The organism is Flavobacterium faecale (assembly GCF_048320115.1).
GTDB lineage: Bacteria > Bacteroidota > Bacteroidia > Flavobacteriales > Flavobacteriaceae > Flavobacterium > Flavobacterium faecale_A.
Genome location: NZ_CP182943.1, coordinates 2,529,278 through 2,556,002 on the forward strand (window position 1 = coordinate 2,529,278; position 26,725 = coordinate 2,556,002).

Annotated in this window: 13 protein-coding genes and 1 pseudogene; 11 read left to right on the forward strand and 3 right to left on the reverse strand. The window is 34.3% G+C overall.

Annotated features, from left to right (window positions below; genetic code table 11):
• The first annotated feature begins 69 nt into the window (after window positions 1-69).
• Entirely contained in the window at window positions 70-2,709 is a 2,640-nt protein-coding gene (locus tag ACNH59_RS10500; protein WP_418262500.1) for a reprolysin-like metallopeptidase, read from the forward strand.
• A 461-nt stretch (window positions 2,710-3,170) separates the two neighbouring features.
• Window positions 3,171-4,100 carry a hypothetical protein gene (locus ACNH59_RS10505; RefSeq protein WP_418262501.1) on the forward strand — a complete coding sequence of 310 codons (930 nt, stop codon included), beginning with the start codon at window positions 3,171-3,173 and terminating at the stop codon, window positions 4,098-4,100.
• 142 nt (window positions 4,101-4,242) lie between these two features.
• Here ACNH59_RS10505 and ACNH59_RS10510 read toward each other — a convergent pair whose 3' ends face one another.
• The 3 genes and pseudogenes from ACNH59_RS10510 to ACNH59_RS10520 form a co-directional block, all read right to left on the reverse strand.
• A complete protein-coding gene (locus ACNH59_RS10510) occupies window positions 4,243-4,476 on the reverse strand; it encodes a helix-turn-helix transcriptional regulator (RefSeq protein WP_418264890.1) in 234 nt (77 codons plus the stop codon).
• Window positions 4,454-4,612: a hypothetical protein gene (locus tag ACNH59_RS10515; RefSeq protein WP_418262502.1), complete on the reverse strand. Its 159-nt coding sequence runs from the start codon at window positions 4,610-4,612 to the stop codon at window positions 4,454-4,456. Before ACNH59_RS10515 ends, ACNH59_RS10510 begins: the two co-directional genes overlap by 23 nt.
• A 12-nt stretch (window positions 4,613-4,624) precedes the next feature.
• Window positions 4,625-4,861 (reverse strand): annotated as a pseudogene (locus tag ACNH59_RS10520) (AraC family ligand binding domain-containing protein); the annotation flags it as partial.
• Window positions 4,862-5,412: 551 nt separating this feature from the next.
• Here ACNH59_RS10520 and ACNH59_RS10525 point away from each other — a divergent pair.
• The 9 genes from ACNH59_RS10525 (at window position 5,413) to ACNH59_RS10565 (ending at window position 26,720) form a co-directional block, all read left to right on the forward strand.
• Window positions 5,413-8,892 (forward strand): glycosyl hydrolase, encoded by a 3,480-nt coding sequence (locus ACNH59_RS10525; protein ID WP_418262503.1) that lies wholly within the window; start codon window positions 5,413-5,415, stop codon window positions 8,890-8,892.
• Between the two features lie 153 nt (window positions 8,893-9,045).
• Window positions 9,046-11,358: a T9SS type A sorting domain-containing protein gene (locus tag ACNH59_RS10530; protein WP_418262504.1), complete on the forward strand. Its 2,313-nt coding sequence runs from the start codon at window positions 9,046-9,048 to the stop codon at window positions 11,356-11,358.
• A 1-nt stretch (window position 11,359) separates the two neighbouring features.
• The gene (locus ACNH59_RS10535; RefSeq protein ID WP_418262505.1) at window positions 11,360-12,058 is read left to right on the forward strand and encodes a fibronectin type III domain-containing protein; all 699 of its coding nucleotides are present in this window, start codon (window positions 11,360-11,362) and stop codon (window positions 12,056-12,058) included.
• Window positions 12,059-12,632: 574 nt separating this feature from the next.
• A complete protein-coding gene (locus ACNH59_RS10540; protein WP_418262506.1) occupies window positions 12,633-15,011 on the forward strand; it encodes a hypothetical protein in 2,379 nt (792 codons plus the stop codon).
• Window positions 15,012-15,152: 141 nt separating this feature from the next.
• Window positions 15,153-18,332 carry a T9SS type A sorting domain-containing protein gene (locus ACNH59_RS10545; RefSeq protein ID WP_418262507.1) on the forward strand — a complete coding sequence of 1,060 codons (3,180 nt, stop codon included), beginning with the start codon at window positions 15,153-15,155 and terminating at the stop codon, window positions 18,330-18,332.
• A 2-nt stretch (window positions 18,333-18,334) separates the two neighbouring features.
• Window positions 18,335-19,027: a hypothetical protein gene (locus ACNH59_RS10550; RefSeq protein WP_418262508.1), complete on the forward strand. Its 693-nt coding sequence runs from the start codon at window positions 18,335-18,337 to the stop codon at window positions 19,025-19,027.
• Between the two features lie 191 nt (window positions 19,028-19,218).
• Window positions 19,219-22,401, forward strand: a complete 3,183-nt coding sequence (locus ACNH59_RS10555; RefSeq protein ID WP_418262509.1) for a glycosyl hydrolase — start codon at window positions 19,219-19,221, stop codon at window positions 22,399-22,401.
• A gap of 21 nt (window positions 22,402-22,422) precedes the next feature.
• Window positions 22,423-23,847 (forward strand): sulfatase, encoded by a 1,425-nt coding sequence (locus ACNH59_RS10560; RefSeq protein WP_418262510.1) that lies wholly within the window; start codon window positions 22,423-22,425, stop codon window positions 23,845-23,847.
• A 104-nt stretch (window positions 23,848-23,951) separates the two neighbouring features.
• Window positions 23,952-26,720, forward strand: coding sequence for a family 78 glycoside hydrolase catalytic domain (locus ACNH59_RS10565; protein WP_418262511.1), 2,769 nt, complete (start codon window positions 23,952-23,954; stop codon window positions 26,718-26,720).
• The last annotated feature ends 5 nt before the right edge of the window (window positions 26,721-26,725 follow it).

Genomic DNA, 26,725 nt, shown 5'->3' on the forward strand with positions numbered 1-26,725 from the left:
ATAGGTCATTTCATTTATGAGTTGGATTATTTATTAAAATGAAAAGTATTATTTTTTATTAAAAAAAAGATGAATTTATTAAGACATCAATTTTGCCTTCTGTTTTTATTTTTGTTCACTTCAAGCTATAGTCAAAATAACTTTTTTTTTAAAACAAAAATAGAGGGCAAAATTCATTTAGCAGGAAATGATTCCATTGCCAATCGTTATAAATATGATTATTCAAGACTGAGCACCGCTTTAGCTCAAACGTCTAAATCAAAAAATAATAATACTCAAACAACAGTAATAGGTTTTCCAGACAAAAAAGGCAATGTGATTGATTTTTTGATTTCTGAACGCTTTATTCTTGATGAAGAACAACAAAAAAAATATCCCGAAATACGATCGTATTTTGGTTACAATATGAAAAATCCATCAATAAAAATAAGTTTTAGTCTTTCACCATACAAAGGGCTTAGTGGAATTATGATTAATAATGGTGAGTTTGTTGTTTATGAACCCCATGATAACATCGAAGCTTTTAAAGTATTAGAAAAAAAGAACATTGAAAGTATAGATGCTAGTAATTGCTTGGCTCCCATAAAATTAAGCAAACTAAAAAAACAAGCCTATTCCAATAAGCAGGAACTAACTGCGGAAAAAAAGAAATACACAATTGCCATATCCACAACTAGTGAATATTCTAATTTTCACGGAAACACACTTGCTAGTGTAAATGCTGCCATTGTAGCTACCTTAACCAATGTAAATGCGGTTTTTGAAAACGATTTGAATATTAGTTTCCAATTAGCAGCAAACAATGACAGTATCTTATTTTTAGATGGTGATATTGACCCGTATTTAGAAGCAACGGATTTTGGTGAATCATTACAACATATTCTGGATAGTAAGATAGGCGATTCTAATTATTCCATTGGACATTTATTTCGAAGAGGTGGTATTTCAGGAAATTCAAACTGTATTGGTTGTGTCTGTCAATCGGGTTTGAAAGGAAGAGCATATTCATCAAGTAATTATCCAACTGGATATTTTTTTGATTACAATTTAGTTGCTCATGAAATTGGACATCAATTTGGTGCCAATCACACTTGGTCAAACAATGGTAATGAAGGAACAGGAATTCAAGTCGAGCCAGGTTCAGGCTCCACAATTATGGGGTATGCAGGTATCTCTAATTCGGCAAACGTCGAGTTAAATAATGATACTTATTTTCATGGAATTTCAATTAGTCAAATTCAGGAATATTCAAAGCATATTTCTTGCGGTGAATTCATAAACACCGCAAATACAAAACCTATTGTTAAAGATTCTCCAGATATCATTTTGCCTATATCCACTCCATTTAAATTAGAAGGCTTTGCATCAGATAATGAAGGGGATGAGTTAACTTATTGTTGGGAGCAAATTGACAATAGTTTTGGGAGGTATGTTTTTCCTGATCCTCAGGTGACCAACTCAACCGCAGTTTTATGCAGGTCTTATTTGCCTTCCAAAAATAATACAAGGTATATTCCAAATCTTGATGAGTTACGGTATGGCCTTAATGAAACAAAATGGGAAAAAGTTCCTAATGTGGGAAGAAAAGCTAATTTCAGACTGACTGTAAGGGATAATAATCCACAAGGCGGTCTCACAAACTACAATGATGTAGAAGTGGTGTTTGATGCAAATTATGGTCCTTTTGAATTTAGTTCATTTAATACCAAATCCATTTTTTTAATCCCTAATTCAAACCAAACGATTAGTTGGAAAGTGAATAAGACTAACCTACTCCAAGGAGGTAAAAGTCTAAAATTGTTATTATCTACAGATGGTGGAGTAAAATACGATTACGTTATTGCTGATAATATACCTAATAATGGATTGTTCCAGTTTAAGGTACCTAACATCACTGCAAAACAATGCCGTTTTTTGCTGGAAGCTAATGGAGGTTGTTTTTTTGCTATCAACAAAGAAGATTTTTCCATTGGTCAAGAAGTTATTAATACATGTAAAAAATATGAATCAGGTTTAGACTTATCATTGCCAATAGCCTATGAATTGCCTGATTCTAAACAAATAAACAGTATTGTTGTTGAAGATTCCGAAATTATTAGTGATGTTAATATTGCTATTAATTTATCACACGAGCAAATTAAGAATTTAGAAATTTTTATTGAAAGCCCACAAGGAACAAAAGTAGAATTAAAGAGCAATAATAGCTGTGGTCAAGAAAACATTCTAATAGGGGTTTTTGATGATGAGGCTGTTAATTTTGATTGTAAAAATAGTTCTGGCAACTTTACATACCGGCCGCAAAAAGATGCTTTGTCACTCTTTGACGGAGAAGACAAGAAAGGAAAATGGAATATAATTGTTAAAGATAATCAGTATTCTTTTGGAGGTGTGTTGAACTCATGGTCTATAGAATTTTGTAAAAAAATAATCAAAGAAGTGGACGAAAGAAAGGATTACTTTGATACTATTACTGTATTTCCTAACCCTAATAAAGGGACTTTTATTGTAAGTGCTCCAACGTTACATCCGTTAACTAATATAACAATGGAGTTGTTTGATTCATCAGGGAGACTTGTTTTCAAAAAAGAAATTAAAGAAACCAATTATTTAAACGAATCCCTTTCTTTAAATGAGCTACAATCAGGTATCTATATTTTGAAAATTACAGATGGTGATGGAATAATATCCCGAAAAATTAGTATTAATTAGGAGGAGTTCTAAGATACAAAGACTGTACCTTGAATTTCTATTAAGTTATAAGTAATAAAGAAAAACAGTTTACGGAATGTTGGTTACTACTTTTTATTGATCACATAAATAGTTAAAACTATTTGCTTTATTGCATTTTTGTTAGCTTCTAAAAATATTCAACAACAAATTGCTCCAATTTCTGCAAAATAATTTCTGTTCATTTGTAGTTAAAAATGCGCTCTGTAACCCTGCTAACTTTAAGTTTGCAAACCAAATCTATGGACTTTGAATCCATAATGGTTTAGATTGGCAAATATTTAAGTTTGTTTAATTTGTATTTAATCCGTTTGTTTTTTACGTATTAAATAAAAAAAATCTTAAATATGTTTGTAATGTTTAATTTTCCCCTACAGAGCAGTACAGCAGGTAGTTGGATATAGATTAAATTTGGATTATTAATTAACCAAATTTATCATAAAATGAAACCAAAATTAAATCAATTTGCTCTTTTGGGTTTTGGAGGCTTACTCCAAATCGGACTGTTAATGTCTTGTACAAATGATGTTCAAGAAACCAATAATGTAGCTACAAGCGACGAAGAAGTTGTTGTTCCTGTTAGTAATAATTTGACAGCAGCGGACTGTCCTCAGAGTCTTTATTCTTGGACTAATGGTACAGATTATAATGTTGGTGTAAGTCCAACCATTGATGATAGAAGTTGTGCATACAATTATACCCAAAGTACTTATGGTTCTAATTATAACTGGGGCGTGTACCGGATTGCTGCGCCTGATGTCAATGGTACTCTTCAAACCAGAATTGAACGTGAATCCAAAAAAGTAAATAAATTAAAAACGGGTAATAAAGTACGATTCTCGGGTTGGTGTCGTATTTTAAGTGTGGGTACTGTAGAGAGCCATGCAACCAAAAATCCTACTGATACTTCAGATAGAAACGGAACCTATATTTTTCAAGTAAAAGGGAAAGATGATCTTAGTCCAGCTGATAAATCTCCAGCGGTTTGTTTGTTTATTGCTAAAGCTGTAAGACGCCCAACGGGTTCAATAATAAAAGTTAATGGACAAATTGAAAAATTTGATATATTTAGAGAACAAATTGGAATTCGTAATGGTTATGGCGATGCCCAAAGAAGTTTAGTAAAAATAACAACTGTAGGTTATAACCAGGATTTTTATGTTGATGTAACAACTGGTTTTACAGTTAGTGGGACTACAGTGACCAATTATGTTAATGGAACAATCAATGGAGAAAATGTAAATTGGAACGCCCCTAATAATGTTAATCCTAAAGAAACGTTCTTCCGTATGGGGGCTTACCGTTGTTGGGAAGGTTCTGCAACTATTTTATGGAGAGAAGGAACTAAGATTGATGGTTTTGTAAATAACTAAATTATTTTATCTGCTAGTAGATAATGTAGTAAGAGTATATATGGAAACTGCACAGAAAGTAATTTTCGTGCAGTTTTTTTATTTTTAAGTTTCTATCTTTTGCGATTACTACCAAGAAAAAGCAGCTTGTTTTTATGTTGTCTTATTTTTGAAAATTTCTAAACTGCCCAGGTGTCAATCCTGTTTTTTGTTTAAAAAGACGGTTAAAATAAAAATCCGACTCAAAACCCAATTCATAAGCAATTTCTTTTTGGTTTTTATTGGAGTTTAAAAGCAGTTCTTTGGACTTTTCAATTTTAAGTAACAAATAATATTGTAATGGCGATACGCTTGTTTGGGTTTTAAAAATCAATTCAAAATTTTGAATAACTAACACCCAGTTCGGTTGCCATTTTTTCAAGGTCAATGGATTGATTAATGTTCTTATACATCAAACCTTTGGCTTTTGAAATCATAGAGTTGAGGTCTTCGATGTTGTTACCACCCTGTTTGATGTTGTGAAGTTCTGCCATTAGTTGGATGCAAATTCTAGAGGCTAATCTTTGAAAAGCAAAGGTTTCTTGGTAAAATAGTTTGAAAAGAGCATTAAAATGATTTAAAATAGCCTCATTATTACATTTTGAAATAATTGGTTCATTGGCACTGAAAAAACCGTTAGAAAGAAATTGACTGGCAATTTCGCCCGAAAAACCTACCCAAAGTTCTGTCCAGCCTGTTTTTTTTGAGGGTTTGTACCGATGCCAAACTCCGGGGAATAATAAAAATAAATCACCATCCTAAATTTTTTTACCCGTTTGCTCACTTTTAAACACTCCTTCTCATTTGGTGATTAAAACCAAATGAAATTAATTTGTTTTAAAACTATTTGTAAGCAGTACAAAGCAGTACAAAGAGTTGCCTTGACTGTTCTAACTTTAACAACTTATAATGATGGGTATTTGAAAAAAAAATGTAAAATATTTAAAAAGAATAATTGAATCCTAAGGATCTTCAATTAAAATTAATCATAAATGAAAGAATGATTTAATGTTTTAGTTAAACAGATATATAAAAAAAAAAACAGAAACAACCCTAGTTAAGTAAACTAAAACAAACAAAAAACTTCGAAACATGAAAACAATAATTTAATATGTAAGTCCTTCATTTTTTATTTTTAGAAAGACATTATTGGCTCTTTTCCAAGTAAAATAGGGTTATTTATTTGGTTTTAAAGGCGTTAGCTAATATTCAGCTGGACGACTTCCTAATATTACACAAAACTTATAATTGAATAGTTTTTCACTATTTAAACACATTTATTAAAATAAAAATCATGAAAATTTCCTCTATTGTATGCTTTGTATTAAGTATTCAGCTGTTTTTAGTAGGTTGTAAACCTCAAAAAACAGCTGTTGTTTCAGGAAAAAACATACCTGAAACAAGTCTTGAAAAATTAAAAAAAGGTTTTTCATCTCCAGAAATGCAATACCATCCCGAAACTTGGTTTCATTTTAACGGAAATAACATCAGCAAAGAAGGCATTACACTCGACTTAGAAGCAATAAAATATGCCGGTATTCAAGGAGTACATTTATTTAATAAAAACGGACAGGTATTTCCAGGGGTTAAACAAATCAAAGTATTATCACCAGAATGGGAAGACATGGTGCGCCATACCGCCGATGAATGCAAGCGTTTAGGCTTAAAATTTACGATGCAAAACTGCCCTGGCTGGTCCATGACGGGCGGTCCTTGGGTACCTGCCGAAGAAGCGCAAAGAGAAATTGTAGAAACAGTGTACAGATTAAAGGGTGGAGCGAAATTTAATGAAGTTTTATCAATTGATTCTTTGTATAAAACTCCAGATTATGATTATAAAGAGGTGCAGGTTCTGGCATTTCCAACTCCAGAAGGCGACGATACAGCCATACTCAATCCTTCAAAAGTAGAGACTAATAATACCATTGTACCTTGGGAAGATATTTTTAACCCTAATTCTAAAATCATTGTCACAGCCAAAACTACCATGCTTGACAAAGAATTGCCACAATACAGAGCCGAAGGGATTGCCAAAGTAGCTACAAAAAACAGCTGGGTAAAAACGATATTTAATAATCCCGTTACCCTTCGTTCTATTGAGTTGCCACCATTGCGCCATATTATAATGGATTCGCAATACCCAAAAGTAGATGTTACCTTAAAAATAGAAGCACTTATAGAAAATAAATTAACTCAAATTGCATTTATTAAAATACCTGATGGTCACTGGAATGACAGACAAAAATATTTAACATTGGCTGTTCCTGAAACTACAGCAAAAGAATTTGTTTTCACTTTTGAAGGGACTCATGTTATTCAACCAGAATTTATTCATCTAACTTCAAAACCAAGGCTTCATAATCACGAAGCCAAAGCAGCCAAAACCCTGCGTGGTATTAAAGAGGAAATGACCTATCATTATGCCCAAAACACCATTATTCCTGCGGATAAAATTTTAAATATTACAGATAAAATGTCCTCAGATGGAAAACTAAGCTGGGATGTTCCAAACGGAAATTGGACAGTAGTACGTTTTGGTCATATCAATATGAGACTTACCAATAAACCTGCCATGCCAGAATCTACGGGTTGGGAATCCAGTAAATTAGATAAAATAGCCATTGAAAATCATTTGCGCAAGGGGATGATTGGTAAAATGATTCAACCTGGTGGTCCCATTGGTGACGGAAAACTAAAAGGTTTATTGATTGATAGTTGGGAAAGCCATGTACCCACTTGGACGATGAACTCCGAAGATATGTTTCAAGAGTTTGAGCAACGTCGTGGGTATAGCATGAAAAAATATTTACCAGCCACCATGGGATATATTGTTGAAAGTCCTGAGGTAACTACCAAGTTTTTGCGGGATATACGCCAAACCATGGATGATGTGTATGTTGATAATTTTTTCAGCCATTTTGCAAAAGTCGCCCATGAAATGGGAACAGAAGTATATACCGAAGGAGCAGGTGGTGAAGTCTTACCTATTGACCCTATGCGTTATTATGGTGTCAGTGATATACCCATGACGGAGTTTTGGTATCCTACTGCACCTTCGAAGCAAAATGAAAACGATAAACTAGTATTTTCTGCCACCTCTGCCATGCATTTGTATAACAAACCAAAATTAGCCGCAGAAGCCTGTACACAATTAAACGTAAAATGGAACGAACACCCTTTTGATGTCAAATACTTGATAGATTATAATTTTACAAAAGGGATTAACCATTTGGTTTTCCATACATTTTCACATACCCCACAAACCAATGTTACTCCTGGTTCAAGTTTTGGAGGAAATATCGGTTTTCCTTTGGTTAGAAAACAAACTTGGTGGAAGCACATGCCAGATTGGATTACTTATTTGGCACGTGACCAATATATGCTACAACAAGGCGAATATGTAGCCGATGTACTTTGGTATTATGGCGATGATTTTGTACGTCCGCCTTCTGATTTGGATTATTTTCCGAAAGGCTATCGTTTTGATTATTTGAATGAAGAAATTTTACAAACTAAATTATCGGTAAAAGACGGAAAAATCAATGTAAAAGAGGCAGGTGATTACCGAGTTATTTTACTTAGAGATTCTGATGAAATGTTGCTTTCAACGCTTCAAAAGTTAAAAGAACTAGTGCTTCAAGGAGCAGTGATTGTTGGGAATAAACCAATGGGTTCTCCAAGTTTAATGGATGATGAAAACGATTTAATCCTACTCAAATCCATTTCAGATGAATTATGGGGAACTGAAAATAGAGGGGCTAAAAAAGTGGGCTTGGGTAAGGTGTATTGGGGGCAAACTCTTGATGAGGTTTTAAAAGCCGAAACCCTTGCGCCTGATGTTGTAGTGCCTGAAGGTTTGCAAATTCATTGGATTCATCGCCAAACCGCCGATGCGGATATTTATTTTGTGAGTACTACAAGCGATAAACCGGTAGATGTTTCGTTAAGTTTTAGAGTGACTAATACACATCCTCAATTGTGGGATGCTTTTACTGGAGAACAACAAGACGCCTTGGTTTGGTCTAAGGATAAGGAAAGAATTAATGTGGCCTTATCTTTTAGTCCAAGTGGTAGTGCCATAGTGGTTTTTCCAAAAGGAGAAAAGAAATCGAGTTGCTCCAAAATTGTTTTTGAAAACCAAACGATTTTGAGTTCAGAAATGGATTGGTATAGAATTCATAATAACAATAATTTAATAACTGTTTCAAAAACAGGAAATAACATACTAGCTTCAAAATCGGGTACTTATCAATTTTATGAAGGAGAAAAAGTAAATTCAATTCAGTTAAAGGTTGAAGAAAAGGCATTTCAAAATAATTGGAAAGCTGCTTTTGAAAAAGGTTGGGATACTCCTGAAACCATTCAAATACCAAAATTAGAATCATTATCAAACCACGAGAATAATGCAGTAAAACATTATTCAGGAACGATAACCTATACCAAAGATTTCAAGATAGAAAGTATAGGTGAAAATTGTAGCATTGATTTAGGTGAAGTAGCCAACATTGCCGAACTATGGTGTAATGGACAAAAAGTAGGTACACGCTGGGCACCACCTTTTACTTTTAATATAAGCAAATTTGTTAAAAAAGGAAACAATTCACTAGAAGTCAAAGTAACCAATACTTGGCGAAATCAATTGATTTTTGATAACACACGTTCAAAAGAAGATAAAAAAACTTGGACAACCAATCCACCGAAAAAGGATGATACAAAACTGGATTCATCCGGTTTAATCGGACCTGTTACACTAAAGACCTATTTTAATAAATGATTTTTTTTGAATAACAAACAGTCTTTTAAAATCTATTAAATTATAAAATATAAAATAACGATATAACATTTAGAAGTACAGAGAAATTTTAAAAACAAAAACAATCGGAAAAATCCTATTGAAGTAAACATATCAAACAAAAAACTACGAATAATGAAAAAAATAATAATTAAACATGTAAGATTTTTATTCTTTGTTTTTGGAACGACATTATTGGCCCAAGCCCAAGTAAAAGAGAGTTCTTTATGGGGGCCTAATGGTGTTAATTGGGATCCAGCTGGACGACTTCCTGATTTTTCTTATGCAGGATATAAATCATCAAATGAACCTTTGCCAGATATTCCCATAGTTTCTAATCTTAGCACAACAGGAGCAATACCTAACGATGCTATTGGTGATAGTGCTGCAATACAAAGTTTAATTGACCAGCAAGCTTCTTTGCCTAGAAATCAACGTGGGGCTATTTTCATTCCGAAGGGAACCTGGGTTATTGACACCCCATTGTTATTAAATATATCTGGTGTAGTGCTTAGAGGTGAAGTCGATTCAGAAGGAAAACCACTCACTACATTTTATTTTCCAAACGCAACATCTCCAACTACAGCTTATCACATAAACATGAGTGGCAGTTTTAAACGAATTAATATAGGAGGCGTGCAATCTGATGTTTCACAAGGTTTAAATCAGTTTAATGTTACTGCTGGAAATACATTGAGTGTGGGTGATTTTATTCAATTAGAACAAAAAGATCCTACAGATGAGTCTTTATCAAGTTATCTTCATGGTAATATTGATGCTATAGGGGCTAGCACCAAAGATCTTTCGATATATCCTACAGTATTTACCTGGTATGCGTACGTTACAGCAGTAAATGGGAACACGATTACATTTGATAGGCCATTGCCTATAGAAATTAGAACGGCTTGGACTCCATACATTAGAAAAATGAATATGGAAACGACCATTTCAGAAATGGGTATAGAAAACATTTCGTTTGTATGTAATAATAGCGAAGCTTTTGTACATAATATATACAGAGGATTCAAGATTTTACAATTAAATCAAGTAATTAATTGTTGGGTAAAAAATGTTGAATTAGTTGATTTAGAGTATGGTATTAGCATACGAGGAAAAAGCTGTTTTAATACAATAAGTGGTGTTGTAATACGGGATGAAAAAAGAAACATACCCTTACCACCCGTTGAACCAAAAAGTACATTTATTTATAGAATGAAACAACAAGCCGGAGGTGGGCATCACCCTTTAGAAGTATTTCAAGGGTATTACAATCTTTTTGAAAATTTTGAGTTTAAAGAAATTCATTGGCACGAATTATCGGTTGAAGGTACTGCTGCTTTTAATGTTTTTAGAAAGGGTAAAGGAGTTGCAATTGCTTTTGATAATCACAGAAATTTTCCATACGCCAACCTTTGGACAAACATAGATATAGGAAGACCAGAGCGTATGTGGTGGAATAGTGGTTCTAATCAAATAGGGATTCCAGGCAGAGAAAGAGGGCCTAATTGTGGTTTTAGAAACACCTATTGGGGGATTACCTATAAAAATATAGTTCCTGATATCGAAATAGAACCTGCTGAAACAGATGGATTTAGTTATTTAAATTACATAGGGGTTGAAGGTGCTCGTAAACAAAGTTCACCAATAGACAAAGTAAATAGTCAATTAGTCGAAGTTTCGGGTGTTGGAGAGTGGATAGCTCAACCAGATTTATTTTTGGCTCAATTAGAACGAAGGAGATCTCCTTCAGAATCTAATAATTTCTTAATTAAATCTATAGGAGAAACTTGTATAAATAAGAAAAATGGAAGTGTTAATATTAAAGCTGACGAAACTAGAAATTATATAGCAACATTAAAAGGAAACAATTTTAATTATACAGATAGTTTTAAAAACACTTTAAATATTGATAATTTAAGTCCAGGGACGTATGATTTATGTATAGCTGTTGAAGGTGTTACTTTTGAACAATGTTACAAAGTTTCCATAGCTGAAGCTTCTAACTTAAGCGGAAAAATACTTGTAGATAAAAAAACAGCATCTATTTCTATTACCGAAGGAACAGCTCCTTATACGGTTCTTAAAAATGGAAAAACCATTTTAGAAACATATCAAACCGATTTCTCTGTTGAAATAAATCATGGTGATCAATTGCAAATTCAAAGTAAATCAGCTTGTCAAGGTGTGCTTTCAAAAAGTATCGATTTATTAGAAAATGTGCGTGTATATCCTAACCCAACAAATGGTTTGTTTGAGATGTATTTACCAGAAGGTATAAAAACGGCAAACATAGAAATATACAATACACAATTTCAATTAATTTCATCACTAACATACAAAGTTCAAGGTGGTAGAGTTAGTTTAAATATTAGCGACAATCCTGTTGGTGTTTATTTTGTGAAATTGAATTTAGAAAAACCTTTATTTATTAAAGTAATAAAGAATTAAGATGAAAAAAACATATTTATATTTAGTTGTAATTTTAGGATTCATGGTTTCTTGTGGAGGTGGAGATGATAACGCTATTGAAGAAACACCAGAAAATAGACCTCCATCTGTTCCTGTGCAAGTTTATCCGTTAAATCAAACCCTTTGTATTAATAACTTTGTAGATTTTCAATGGAATAAATCACAGGATTTAGACAACGATTTATTGTCTTATAAGGTTGAAATTTCAGAAAACAGTGGCTTTACAAGCATTGTACAAACCAAGACAGTTACTGCATTGAGTACAACAATGTCGTTAGACAAAGGCAAGGTATTTTACTGGCGAGTAAAAGCAATAGATACTAAAAATGCACAAAGTGATTTTTCTTCAGCAAATCAATTTTTAACCGAAGGCGAAGGTGTTACCAATCACTTACCATTTTCACCAGATTTAATCACGCCAGTACATGATGGTATTATAGATGGAACAAGTACAAGTTTAAGGTGGTCTGCAAGTGATGTGGATAATGATTCATTAACATTTGATGTGTATTTAGATACAGCAAGCACCCCTTTAACAAAAGTGTCTGAAAACCAAACAGGAACCACTTACAATGCTTCAAATTTAATTGCAGCAACTACCTACTATTTTAAAGTAGTTGTAAAAGATGGAAAAGGCGGAGAAACGATAGGTCAAGTTTGGAGTTTTAGTACAAAATAACTTGAAATGAATTTGTTTGGTGTAATTGCTAATAATAATTACACCTAATAGGTAATAAATTAATTATTAAAAAATCGAATAAAAAATCATGCGAATTCTACTTTTAGGAGTGTTCAATGCAAGTCAATCAATGAAAATGTTCAAAAAAAACAGGCAGGCTCTGATTTTCAAAAGTTAAGTGAAGGATTTAAATCACCAGAAATGGTATATCACCCTGGAACTTGGTTTCATTTTAATGGTATAATATTAGTAAAGAAGGGATAACGCTTGATCTTGAAGCAATAAAATATGAAGGAATTCAGGGAATTCATTTTTTTTAGTAAAAACGGACGAACTTTTCCAGGAGTTAAGCATACCAAATTAGATTAAGCTGGTTTATTTGGATCGGTTACTATAAGAACAAATTCATATAAATAATTTTATTTTTTGAAATTCTTTTTAAATAAAGAAAAACACAGGGTGGTCAAATAATAAAAAAACAATAAATTTTTCAATAAAGTTAAGAAGTATTAAAAACATTACAATTAGCAAAATTATTATTATTACAATTATAGTTTAAATAAAAAAAATACAAATGATCAGAATAAGTAAAAAAACTACAAAAATTATTGCTTCTTTAGGTTTGATTTTAATGGCAACATTTTCTTTTGCTCAAACACCAAACTGGCAAGGCGCACAATGGATTTGGCAACAAGAAGAGGGGCCATCCAATACCTGGATGAGTTTCAGAAAAACAATAAATATAAATGAAGTACCGAATAAGGTAGAGGCATTTATTTCAGTCGATAGTAAATTTTGGTTATGGATTAATGGCGAAATGGTACTCTTTGAAGGAGGTCTGTCAAGAGGTCCAAGTCAAGCAGGAAATTGGGATAGAAAAAACAAAATAACACCAGCAAATTCGTGGTATGAGACAGTCAATATTCAGCCTTACTTAAAAAAAGGTGATAATACCATAGCAATTCTAGTTTGGTATTGGGGACGTGAAACACACAAAGGAACTCATATTGATAGTAAAAAAGGTGGTCTTTTGTTTTCAGCGAATATTGGAAAACAGAAACTGGTTTCAGATGCTTCTTGGAAAGCAAAACAGCATCCTGCTTATGATAACACCATTCCCCCTGCAAGTGATGCAGTGGTTCAGTATTGCGTTAAATTTGACGCACAAAAAGCCATGAATGATTGGTCAGATAAGGCGTGGTACACTTCAGGTTTTTTAGATAAAAATTGGCCTAAAGCCATTGAAAAAGGAGTGGCTGGGACTGCACCTTGGTATAACTTAGAACCAAATATTGTCCCTCATTTAATCAATCACGGATTACAAGATTATGCGAATTCTGCAGACTTAAAATTACCCTATATCAGTAAAGGCGAAACCATTAAGTGTAAGCTTCCTTTCAATAAACAAATTACTCCTTATTTAGAAATTGAAGCCAAAGCAGGTGACACTATTTTTATCACAACCGATAACCGATTAAATAGAATCAACGCTACTTATATTACCAAAGAAGGAACGCAATCTTTCGAGAGCTTTTCTTGGATGAACGGACACGAAGTGCGCTATACAATTCCAAAAGGAGTTAAAGTGAAAGCCTTAAAATACCGTTGGATGACTGTTGGTGAAATGGCAGGTACCTTTGAAGTTGATGACGCTTTTTATAATCGTTTATGGTCGATGGGAAACAACACCTTATTTGTTTGTGCCCGTGATAATTTCATGGATTGCCCAGATAGAGAGCGTGCTTTATGGATAGGTGATGTAGCTGACCAAACAGGCTATATTTTTTATTCGATGGACAATGCGGGTCGTCAGTTATTAAAGAAGGCTATTTTACAAACCCTGGCATTTAACGAAAATGGAGTGATTGGCGCATTAGGACCACTTAGGGTGCGTGAGTTGGTTGCACAAAGTTTGCAGTTTATTGCACAGTGCGTTTGGCCCTATTATTTAAATACAGGAGATAAAGAAACCTTGGAGAAAGTCTATCCATACATGTATAATTATCTAGCCTTATTCCCTATGAAAGAAAACGGACTGCCAGAATACCGCAAAGGGAAAAGTCCAGATGCTTGGGACTGGGTAGATTGGGGCGTAAAAAACACCATTGATAGCGAACCTATTCAAGCAGCTTTTTATTACCTAGCACTTGAAGAAGCTAAAAAAATGGCTGAAGTCTTAGGTAAACAGGATGATATTAAATGGTATACCAATAGAATGCAAACAATGAAACCTGCTTTTGATAAAGCGTATTGGAAAAATGGTTTTTATAGCACCAATGCTGAAACTTTAAAAGATGATAGAGCTAATGCTATTGCCATTGTTTCGGGTATTGCAAAAACAGAATATTACAATCAAATCGTAGATAATGTATTAATTCCAAACAAATTTTCTAGTCCGCATTTTGAGTGGATTGCCGAAGAGGCCATGTGTATGGCAGGCAGACATAAGGAGTCTTTACAAAGAATGAAAGACCAATATCAAAGTCAAGTAGATAAAAAGGAGATGACCACTTTGTATGAAATGTTTCCAAATGGAGGAAGTTATAACCACGCTTGGAATGCACCTAATACTATTTTATCAAAACACATTGCAGGAGTTGTACCTACTAAAGTGGCATGGAGTGAATATGAAATTATGCCAACATTTCTACATTTTAATCATTTAAAGAAAACCATTCCAACAGTAATGGGTGAAATAAAAATTGATATGAAAAAGACTGATAGCACATATACTTTAAATTTAAAATCTCCTGATGTTTGGAAAACTACGGTAATTGTTGGTATACCAAAGACAGGAAAAGAAATTAGTAAAGTAGCGTTTAATGGTGTTGTGTTGTGGGAAAAAGGGAAAGCAAACAAGGGTATGGATAGTGGGGTGGTGTCTGAGGATGATAAATTTTTAAAGTTTAGATTAACATCGCAAAATTGGCTTATAAAAGCAACTTATAAATAATTAAACATTTATCGAGTTGGGTTTTTTTATCTGAACATTTGAAATATAAAATATAAAATCTGTTCATGATAAACTAGCGATTTTAGGCGGTTTAAAAACTACAAATAGAATGATGAAATTATACATGAGAAAATTAATGCTATGAAAAAAACAAAAAAAAATATACTCTCAACGCTGTTTTTGTTGTTAGTAACCATCCAAGGATTTTCACAATCACTAGAACATCCAATAATATGTACAACAGATGCAGAAAGAACAGAACTATTAACTAAAATTAACAATAACAGTTGGGCGCAAAGCATTGTAACACAATTACGAAATAATGTGGATGCTAGTATGGCATCGCATCAAACCAATCCTAGTGCTGTTTTTTCAGGTTTATCAGACCTTGCAGAAAATGATGAGCTCTCTGAATCAGCCGCTTCAGCAAAGAACGCTGAACATTCCAAAATGCTGCAAAGAGCTTCCTTTTCAGGAATGCTTTATTTTATTACAGAAGATGAGCGGTATGCACAATTTGCTGCCGATATTCTTGCTCATTATTTTGATGAATTAGCAATAAGAACTCCACAAAACACGGCGATAGGAGGTAATTATTTTTATGATCCACGATCCACCTATCCACATTTAGCCATAGCTTACGATTTTGTTTTCGACTTTTTAAAAAAGACAGGAACTAAGGTTTATAGTAGAACAACAGGTACTTATGTGGATTACGACCATGTAAAAGCGCAAAAAGCAATAAAAAACATTGCGGAAAATACATTAGCAGAATATAAGGGTAGCGATAATAGAATTGGTAAACTAATAAGTAATCATCCGGTGTTAACGGCTCCAGGCTCCCTGTTTTCAATTCTTATGATTGATGATGATACCGATAGGGAACGCTTGTTTGATGTGTTTTGGAATAAAGGAACAGGTCGTCAAAACTCATTTACAAGAACCATATTACCCATGTTTGGAGAACAAGGGATTTGGCCAGAATCAGTAAGTTATAGTTTTATGCCAAACATTTCTTTAATATTGAATTTAGTTGATCGTATTAAACCAGAGCTTAATATTACTGTAAATAATATAAATATATTTAATGGAAACTTTTTATTCACTAATTTAAGACATCCCAATAGGCGTTTTGTGCGTTTTGGAGACTCTAAGCGAGATAATGATGCAACCACTACAAGTTTTCAATATGCCTTGGATATTGCAACACGCAGAAATCTTTCAGAACTAAAACAGCAAACTGAAATTGCATTAAATCAGAATTATAAGGCAGATGGCGGTTATAATCCAACCTTATCTAACGGTGTTTTTGAAAATTATTTTGGTCTTGAACTATTTTGGGGGCATCAAATACCTGCTGGTATTACCGAAGTTATTGATTATAAACCAACAGTTATTGTTAAGCATGCGGGCGTTGCTTTACAACGTAATTATGTAGAAGTAAACAATAATGAGTATGGCTTATGCGGAATCATTGGTGGCGCTCATTATGTGCATTCTCATGCTACAGGAATTAGCATGGAATTATACGGTGCTGGATATATCATGGCGGCAAATGGTGGTATGCCTATAACAGTCGCCGAAAGAAAGTTACCTGTGCATACCGATTATTTTCGTTTATATGCTGGTAATAACACGGTGATTGTGAACGGTTCATCACGTGGAACTCAAACTGGCGCATGGAGTAGCGATTCCTATCTTTGGCAGAATACCACTGTAAACATTGCAGCAGAACCAAGTCATCTGGAAGATCCAATAAGTAAAGATATTAGTTTCGCAACCCAATTTTTACCAGATAGAGTTAATAATTGTGATCAACAACGTACTTTAAGCACCATAAGAACAAGCCCAACAACGGCGTATTATTTTGATGTTTTTCGCTCTAAATCGTTAACAGCAAACAATTTTCATGACTATATTTATCATAATTTAGGTGATAATACGCAAATCACGCATTCAGATAATCAAACGTTTTCTTTTACGAGCACCCAACGTTATAATACTGATATTGGGGATCCTGTTGGTTCTCCAGGTTGGAAGTTTTTTGAAAACACACAAGTAACGCCATCAACAAATGCAAATGTTAATGTGCGTTTTGATTTAAATCAAAACAACCGTTACATGCACATGTTAATACCTGGTGGTGTAGATCGTGAATATACTAAAGCGCTTGCACCGCCAACACGAGAAGCCATTAATGGTTATGTTAATAAGAAAACTCAAGTCATAGCAGTACGTCAACAAGGTGAAGCTTGGGACAGACCTTTTATTAACATATTTGAGCCTTCAAATAATGCAATTTCTTCGGTAAAAAATGTTATTAATATTTTTGATGGTGATAAAGTTGTTGGTGCTCAAGTAACATCTGAAGTTGGAGGTGCTAAAATTATTGATTTTATAATTTCGCAAGAGAATGCAACATCTGTATATGATAATCCGCTTTCAAAAATAAAATTTGAAGGTCGATTTGCTTTGATTCGAAAAAGAGAAATTGGTGGGAAAACACAGCTTAGCTTATATATAGGTGATGGGAAAAGCTTAAGTTTTCAAGGCGAAGAACTTGTCGCAGATGGTTCTAATAAAGGATTTAAAGTAGTAGAATTTGATGGAATTTACCCTGATTATATAGCAATAGGAACAAGTCCCATTACAGTACAAACCTTAAGTGAAACTTGTTTAAACAAGGGAAATGGTAAAATTATTGTAGAAGTTATAGGAAATGAAGGTCATAAAGCCACATTAAATGGGGTTAATTATGATTTTAATGGCATGCTAACAATTGAAAACCTAACACCAGGAGTATATAATTTATGTGTAACAAAAAACGGCGGAAGTTTTGAGCAATGCTATGAATTAACTGTTGATGCAGCAAAATCATTAACAGGAAAAATATCTGTTGTGAAAAATAAAGCGACTGTAGATATTGATCAAGGTAATGCACCATTTACGCTAACTAGAAATGGCGAATTAGTCCTGACTACAAATGATACTCATTTTGAAGTTGATATAGCTCATGGTGATAATTTAGAAGTTAAAAGTGCTGTAGTATGTCAGGGTTTATTATCGGAAAAAATAAATATGTTGGATGCTGTTAAAGCTTATCCAAATCCAACAAAAGGTATATTCGATATCTATATTCCTACGGATAAAAAGTTTGTTAATGTAGAAATATATAACATCTATTCGCAGTTAGTATCAAATAAGGAGTATGAAGTAATTGGCGGCAAAGTGCTTATAGACGTTACAAACAAAACACAAGGTGTTTATTTTGTTAAAGTACCAGACATGCAAGGCGTAATAATTAAAGTTGTAAAACAATAAATATGAAATATATATATATAATAATAGTTTTAGGTGTAGTACTGTCTTGTGGAGGAGGTTCCGATGATGGTTTTGAGCCAGAACCAGAAAATATGGCACCTTCTACACCAATGCAAGTGTATCCTTTAAATAATACACTTTGTATTGATAATAATGTGGTTTTTGAATGGGTAGCATCTACAGATCCGGAACAAGGCGCTTTACGATATAAATTAGAAATAGCCGAAAACAATACGTTTTCGCCTTTATTTATTAACGAAACAATAACTTCAACGTCAAGAAATGTAAACCTTACCAAAGGCAAATTATTCTATTGGCGTGTAAAAGCAATAGATAATAAATCTGCAGAAAGTGCTTATTCAAATGTGGCGCAATTTCAAATAGAAGGTGAAGCTATTGTAAACCGTGCACCGTTAGCGCCAACTTTAGTGTTACCCACAATGAATTCGGAAATCCCAGGTTTTGCTACCACTTTAAGTTGGAAGTCCTCAGATCCAGATAATGATTCATTAACTCATGATGTTTATTTTGATACCGTTAATCCACCACTTGTAAAAGTTTCAGAAAATCAGTCAGCTACTACTTTTACTACGGGCTTTTTAACTGCTGCAACTACTTATTATTTTAGAGTAAATGTAAAAGATAATAAGGGAGTTACAACCATAGGACCTGTTTGGAGTTTTAAAACTAAATAATAAAATTATAAATGAACTAGTGCAAGTCCCTATTACCATAACGGAATAGGAAAGAGGTATATCGTAAATAAATTTTATACTTTTTTTGACATTAAATAGAATAAGAAATGAATTTAAAAAGAATAGTTAGCTGTTATTTAAGTGTTTTGTTTATGCTTGTTTTACTGAGTTCCTCTAAAACTTGGAGCCAAATGAGCAAACAAAACTTTCAACAACTAAAATCTAATTTTACCAAACCTGCCAATGACAATACTATTTGGTGTTATTGGTATTGGATTAATGATGATATATCAAAAGACGGTATCACCAAGGATTTGGAAGCCATGAAAAAAGCAGGTATTGGTGGTGCTCTCATTGGAAATATTAATCCAGCTCATAAAGACGGAAAAGTACCCATGCTTAGTGAAAATTGGTGGTCGCACATGGTACATGCTGTGGTCGAGGGCAAGCGTATTGGGGTAGATATTGGTGTTTTTAACTGTCCCGGATGGAGTCAAAGTGGTGGTCCTTGGGTCGATTATACTAAATCGATGCGTTATCTTACGTATAGCGAAACCAAAGTTTCGGGTGGAAAAAAACTTAGCATACAACTTGAGAAACCGAAAAATGAATTTCAAGATACGCACACCTTTGCATTCAAATCTTCGGAGGTCGAAAAAAGAAGTACACAGTTCATTCCCACCAAAGTAACTACCAATTGGAGCGATATTAACGTAAATGTTTTAACCGATGGGAATATAGAAGAAGGTACCAACTTTGAACCCAAGAAAGGAGCTTCTTTAGAAATTAATTTTGAACTTTCCGAGTCAATAACGGCACGTTCTATCGCCATTACACCAAGTAAAGCTTTCAAATGTAATATGACGCTACTTGTTGTGGTTGATGGCAAGGAGAAAATTGTAAAAGAATTTACTTTTGACCGTTTTAAAATAGAACCCAATGTGGCATTCATTAAAACGGGCGCTTATGCTACTGATTTACCAGATGTAAAAGGACAAAAGTTTTTATTAAAATGTACTGATTTTAGAACCAAAAGCGATGGATATGGTTTTGCTGAAATTACTATTTCTGAAGCACCTGTATTAGATAAATATATTGAGAAACAATTAGCAAAAATGAACTCCACTCCCGGTATTCAATGGGATTCGTATATCTATGGACAACAAGAAGCACTGAAAGATAAAAGTTTATGTATTAATCCCGATGCATTGATTACTCTAAACGATAAACTCGATAAAAATGGAGTGTTAAATTGGGACGCACCTGCAGGAGATTGGACTATTATGCGAATGGGAATGACACCTACAGGTACTAAAAACGCTCCAGCAGCGCCACAAGGTGTTGGTTACGAAATTGATAAAATGAGCAGCTCTTTAGCAGAGTACCACTTCGATAATTTTGTTGGCGAGTTGATAAAAAGAATTCCTAAAGAAAGCCAATCAGCTTTTAAATATGTAGTGGCAGATAGTTACGAACAAGGGGCTCAAAACTGGACAGACGGTTATGAACTTAAATTCAAAGAAAAATATGGCTACGATCCTGTGCCATTCTTACCTGTTCTTTCTGGTAGAATTGTGGGTAGTGTAGAGCTATCTGAACGTTTCTTGTGGGATTTGCGACGTTCTATTGCAGATGATGTTGCTTATGAATACGTGGGTGGATTACGCAAAGCCAGTAACAAGCACAACCTTAAAGTTTGGTTAGAAAATTACGGTCACTGGGGATTCCCGGGTGAGTTTATGATGTATGGCGGACAGTCGGATTTGATAGGAGGTGAATTTTGGAACGAAGGCACTCTCGGTAATATTGAGTGCAAGGCATCTTCTTCAACCTCACATACGTATGGTAAACCTATAACTTCGGCAGAGGCTTTTACTTCCTCCCGAAAAGCCTTCCTACGTCATCCTGCCATGCTTAAAAAACGCGGTGATTGGGCACTTACAGAAGGGATTAATCATTTCGTATTGCACCTGTATATTCAGCAACCTGATGATAATCGCAAACCTGGAATGAATGCCTGGTTTGGTACCGAGTTCAACCGTCATAATACTTGGTTTGGTCAGGCCGATACCTATTTTGATTATCTGCGTCGTTGCCAGCATTTATTACAACAAGGTAAATATGTAGCCGATGTTTGCTATTATATTGGTGAAGATGCTCCTGTAATGACTGGTGTTCGTAATCCAGAAATCCCTCAAGGGTATTCTTATGATTACATTAATGCAGAGGTGATTATGAATCGATTAACGGTTCAAGATGGCCGATTTGTATTACCCGATGGGATGTCATACAAAGTGATGGTGTTACCTCCATTCACCACCATGCGACCTGAATTATTGAAAAAAATCGAGGAGTTGGTACAACAAGGGGGCGTTGTTTTAGGTCCAAAACCTCAAAAATCTCCTAGCTTACAAAACTACCCAGCCTGTGATGAACAAGTAAAAGCATTGGCTAGCAAATTATGGAGTGGAACCTACAATCAAGGAAAAATGACCCTGCAATATGGAAAAGGAAAAGTGATGGATGGTTATGAATTGTCAGAAGTATTCGAGACTATTAATCTGTCAAAAGATTTCGAACTTTCTGCTGATGCTCCAGTTCTGTGGATTCATCGAACGATGCCTGATATGGATGTTTACTTCATCAGTAATCAAAGTGATAAAAACATTGAGCTGTCTCCTGTTTTTCGCGTGAATAAAAAACTAAAGCCACATTTATGGGATGCCGTAAGCGGCGAAGTTAGGGCGTTAGCCAACTATGAATTAACACCAACAGGAATAAAAGTACCTTTAAAAATGGAAGCCACTCAAAGTTGGTTTGTAGTCTTTACAAAAGAGGATAGAAATGTTGACAAAAAACAGCTGTATTCAACCAATTTTCCAGCCTTTGCAAAAATAAGTACTGTTAATGGTCCTTTTGAAGTCGATTTCAAAAACAAAGATATTGCACCACAAAAGCCTGTTGCTTTTAATGAGCTAATAGATTGGGCAAATTCAACCGATGAACAAATTAAATATTATTCAGGAACAGCAAACTATACAACAACTTTTCAAATAGATAAACTGCCCAAAAATCAAGATGTGTACCTTAATTTAGGACAAGTTTCGGTAATGGCAAAAGTCAAATTGAACGGAAAAGATATGGGTGGTGTTTGGATGGCACCTTATCGACTAAATGTAACAAATGCTTTGAAAAAAGGAGAGAATAGATTAGAGATTGAGGTGGTGAACTTGTGGCGAAATCAACTCATAAGAGACAAACAACGGTCTGATGATGAAAAATATACTTGGTTAGTTACTGATGACATTAAGCCTGATAGTGACATACAATCATCAGGTTTGTTGGGACCAATTATTATTGAAACAATTAAATAATAGAAGTTTAAAAAGATTATAATGAGAAATGTTTTAGTACTCGTGGGGGTACTTTTAATAGTATCCTGCAAATCAAATCAACAATTAAATCAACCCAATAAAGCCCCCAATGTAGTATTTATTTTAACCGATCAATGGAGAGCACAAGATGTTGGGTATGCTGGAAACCAGCAGGTTATTACACCCGCAATTGATGCATTGTCTAAAGAGGCTGTAGTATTTACAAATGCAATTTCAAATCTCCCTGTTTGTACCCCAGCACGAGCTTCTTTAATGACAGGGAAATACCCTCTTAGCCATGGACTTTTTTACAATGATAAGCCTTTGGGAACTGATGAATATTGTATTGCTGAAGTATTTAAAGAAAACGGATATGCCACAGCTTATATTGGTAAATGGCATATCAATGGTCATCCCCCAGGAATGACAAATTTTCAAGGGAGAGCATTACCTACCCCGGCAGATCGCCGACAAGGTTTTGATTTTTGGAAAGTAAGCGAAAGCTCTCATGATTACAATAATTCTGTGTATTTTGATAAAGACAACGTAAAACATAAATGGGAAGGATATGATGCTATTGCTCAAACAAAAGAAGCTGTCAATTACATAAAGTCGAATAAAGAGAATCCTTTTCTTTTGTTTGTAGGTTATGGTGCACCTCATTCTCCATACAACACAGCTCCTAAAAAATACCAGGATATGTATAAAGATATGGATATAAAATTACGTCCTAATGTTCCAAGTGACAAAGCCGAAAAAGCAAAAGAAGATTTAAAGGGGTATTATGCACACATCACTGCACTTGATGATTGTATTGCCGAATTACAAAAAGAAATTAAAAATTTAGGGCTTGAAGAAAATACTATTTTTGTTTTCACTTCAGACCATGGTGATATGATTTACTCTCATTCACAAGTAAATAAGCAAAAGCCATGGGATGAATCTATTTGTGTACCTTTTTTACTTAAATATCCTGCTAAATTAAAAGCAGGTACACAAATGACCAAAATGTTTTCATTTCCAGATATAATGCCAACATTGTTGGGAATGTCTAATTTACCTATTCCGGAATCGGTAGAAGGACTTAATTATACAGGTCAATTATTAGGTACACAAGAATTGGATGTGGATGCAGCTTTAATTACTTGCCCGGTTCCTTTTCATCAATGGAAATATAAAAATGGTGGTCGAGAGTACAGAGGTGTTAAAACCGAAAAATACACTTATGTAAAGGATCTTAATGGCCCTTGGTTATTGTATGACAATTTAAAAGATCCCTACCAATTGAATAATGTAATAGGTAAAGAAGGATACAAAACTATCCAAGCTGATTTAGAAGTTAAACTGAAAGCTATACTTGATAAACAAGGAGATCAATTTTTGCCTGGTGAAGAATATATGAAAAAATGGAACTATCAATGGGATGGTAGTGATAGTGATAAATAAGAATAAAATCTTTTTTAATGAGATTTTTTTAATGTTTCATTTCTAGTTTGTCTCAAACCTTAAAAATTAAATTTTATATTAAATTCAAATAGAAAAGTTATTTAATGAAAAAAATCATTGGCAATTTATTGCTACTAACATTCATGATTGGTCAATTTATGAATGTGCAAGCACAAGTCACGACAAAGCCTTTAGAATTAATAGTAAGCGAGCAGTTTAAAAATCCAATAGGTTTTTATGATGCTACCCCTTCTTTTTCTTGGAAATTACCTCAAGGTGTACAGTTGCAAACAGCATACAGAATTGTTGCAGCTAGTAGTCCAGATTTACTCTCTAATAAACCTGACATTTGGGATTCAGGTAAGGTAAAATCAAATCAAACTTTATATGTAAAATATGGAGGTTCTGAATTGACATCAAGACAAAAAGTGTATTGGCAGGTGCAATTTTGGGACGAAAAAGGTACTAAATCAGCTTGGAGTGAAGTTGCCCATTTTGAACTTGGTCTTTTAAAAAATGCCGACTGGTTAGGGAAATGGATAAGCATACCACATGATCAATTAGTTGAGAAAGATGATAAAGAATCTCTTTTATTCCATCCACAATACATCCGAAAGGAAATTAAAATTGACAAGGCAATTAAAAATGCACGTTTGTATATCACTGCCAAAGGAATTTACGAAGCTTATATCAATGGAAAAAAAGTAGGTACCGATATCATGCCTCCGGGTTGGGTGCCTTATCGAAAATACATTCCAACTCTTACTTATGATGTTACAGACCTATTGAAAAAGGGAACAAATACTATTGGTTTTGTAGTTGCCGAAGGATGGTATGCTGGTAAAATTTATTTGAGAGGTGGTAAAAAGAAGCAAATAAATACACCTGCTTTATTGTGCCAACTTGAAGTAGAGCATAAATCGGGAAAAACAGTAATCGTTTCAGATGAAAACTGGAAAGTAACTCAAGATGGTCCCATTCGAATTGCAAAAATTTATGACGGAGAAACGTACGATGCCAACTTCGAATTGGGTAACTGGTATAAAAATGGATACCCTGAAACCAAATGGCTCAAAGTACAAACTTCAGCTATTGATAATGCTGTATTATTGCTTCCAAAACGATTTGAAACCGTTAAGGATAGAGAAATCTTGGATGTAAAAAGTATGCATCAACCCCAAGAGAATGTTGCCATTTTTAATATGGGACAAAACAACGTTGGCGTGCCGGTGGTGAAAGTACCCATGAAAAAAGGCGATACGTTAAAAATCCGATTCGCTGAAATGCTTGATCGTGATAGTACAATGTATACTGCTAATTATCGAACGGCCAAATCTACCGATTACTATATAGCAGCGACAGATGGAACTATTGAATACAAGCCCACTTTTACTTTTCACGGTTATCAATATGTTGAGCTAAGTGGTTATGCAAAAGGAGCAAAACCAGAAAAAAGTTGGGTAAAATCTTGCGTACAGTATTCTAATTTCGAGGAGAATGGGACTTTTACATCATCCCATGATAAATTGAACCAACTACAAAGCAATATTAGTTGGGGATTAAAAGGGAATTTTTTAGATATTCCTACGGATTGTCCTCAACGCGACGAGCGTTTGGGCTGGACAGGTGATGCCCAAATCATTGCTCCAACATCCATGTATCATAATAACATGTATGCCTTCTGGGCTGGTTGGTTACAAAGTGTTCGTTACGAGCAATTCGAAGACGGAGGAATTCCTTGGGTAGTTCCCAATAATTTGGGTAAAAGACACTCGTCGGGTTGGGGAGATGCCATTGTAATTATTCCTTGGGAACTGTATTTCAGAACAGGTGATATTGATGTATTAGTAGAAAACTATGATGCCATGGAAAAATGGGTTAACTATTGTACTTCTCAGGCAGTTGAACATATTCCTGCTATTAGTTCTTTTGGCGACTGGTTACAACCTCTTACTAAAAATGGGCGTGCTGCAGGTGATGTGCCAAAAGAATTTATAATGATGGCTTATTATGCTAACAGTGTTGATCTCTTGTCGAAAAGCGCTCATGTGTTAGGCAAAATTCAAGATGCTGAGCACTATGCCATATTGCACGATTCTATCAAGACTGCTTTTGAAAAACGTTGGTTTAATGCCGATGGACGGGCAAATCATAAGGTTGAAACGCAAACACATTATTTAGTGGCTTTGGAATTTGACCTTTTGTCAGATTCTTTGGCCGCAAAAGCAATGGACCATCTAAAACGCCTGATAGCTGAGTGCGATAACCACTTACGCACTGGGTTTTTAGGGACACCTATTCTTCCTTTGGTGCTCGACAAAGCAGGTGAATACGATTTAATGTACGACATTCTCTTTAAGGAAACTTATCCTTCTTGGTTTTATTCCATTAATCAAGGAGCTACTACCATGTGGGAACGTTGGGATAGCTACACGTTAAAAGATGGTTTTCATAAAGACGGTATGAACTCATTTAATCATTATGCCTATGGCGCTATTGGTCGCTGGATGTACGAACGTATTGCTGGTATTAAGCCAATAAAGGTTGCCTACAAAGAAATTGAAATAGCGCCTGTGCCTGGTGGACCATTGACGTCGGCTTCTGCTGCTTATGATAGTCCTTATGGTTTGATTAGCTCTAGCTGGAAATTAGAGAACAAAAAATTTAGGCTTGAGGTATCAATTCCGCCAAATACTACTGCCAAATTGGTTGTGCCTGGCGATACACAAAAAGACTTAACCATTAATGGACAGAATATTAATGACAGTGAAGCTGTAAGGAGGATAGAAAAAACAGAGCAGTCATTTATATTAACTGTTGTTCCAGGTACTTATTCCTTTGTATCTAATTTTTCATTGATAAAAAACAATTAATATAA

What these genes read in the sequence shown, in the direction of transcription:
- ACNH59_RS10500 (WP_418262500.1), top strand. Translation starts at nt 70, where the DNA reads ATGAATTTATTAAGACATCAATTTTGCCTTCTGTTTTTATTTTTGTTC.
- ACNH59_RS10505 (WP_418262501.1), top strand. Translation starts at nt 3,171, where the DNA reads ATGAAACCAAAATTAAATCAATTTGCTCTTTTGGGTTTTGGAGGCTTA.
- ACNH59_RS10515 (WP_418262502.1), bottom strand. Translation starts at nt 4,612, where the DNA reads ATGGCAGAACTTCACAACATCAAACAGGGTGGTAACAACATCGAAGAC.
- ACNH59_RS10525 (WP_418262503.1), top strand. Translation starts at nt 5,413, where the DNA reads ATGAAAATTTCCTCTATTGTATGCTTTGTATTAAGTATTCAGCTGTTT.
- ACNH59_RS10530 (WP_418262504.1), top strand. Translation starts at nt 9,046, where the DNA reads ATGAAAAAAATAATAATTAAACATGTAAGATTTTTATTCTTTGTTTTT.
- ACNH59_RS10535 (WP_418262505.1), top strand. Translation starts at nt 11,360, where the DNA reads ATGAAAAAAACATATTTATATTTAGTTGTAATTTTAGGATTCATGGTT.
- ACNH59_RS10540 (WP_418262506.1), top strand. Translation starts at nt 12,633, where the DNA reads ATGATCAGAATAAGTAAAAAAACTACAAAAATTATTGCTTCTTTAGGT.
- ACNH59_RS10545 (WP_418262507.1), top strand. Translation starts at nt 15,153, where the DNA reads ATGAAAAAAACAAAAAAAAATATACTCTCAACGCTGTTTTTGTTGTTA.
- ACNH59_RS10550 (WP_418262508.1), top strand. Translation starts at nt 18,335, where the DNA reads ATGAAATATATATATATAATAATAGTTTTAGGTGTAGTACTGTCTTGT.
- ACNH59_RS10555 (WP_418262509.1), top strand. Translation starts at nt 19,219, where the DNA reads ATGAGCAAACAAAACTTTCAACAACTAAAATCTAATTTTACCAAACCT.
- ACNH59_RS10560 (WP_418262510.1), top strand. Translation starts at nt 22,423, where the DNA reads ATGAGAAATGTTTTAGTACTCGTGGGGGTACTTTTAATAGTATCCTGC.
- ACNH59_RS10565 (WP_418262511.1), top strand. Translation starts at nt 23,952, where the DNA reads ATGAAAAAAATCATTGGCAATTTATTGCTACTAACATTCATGATTGGT.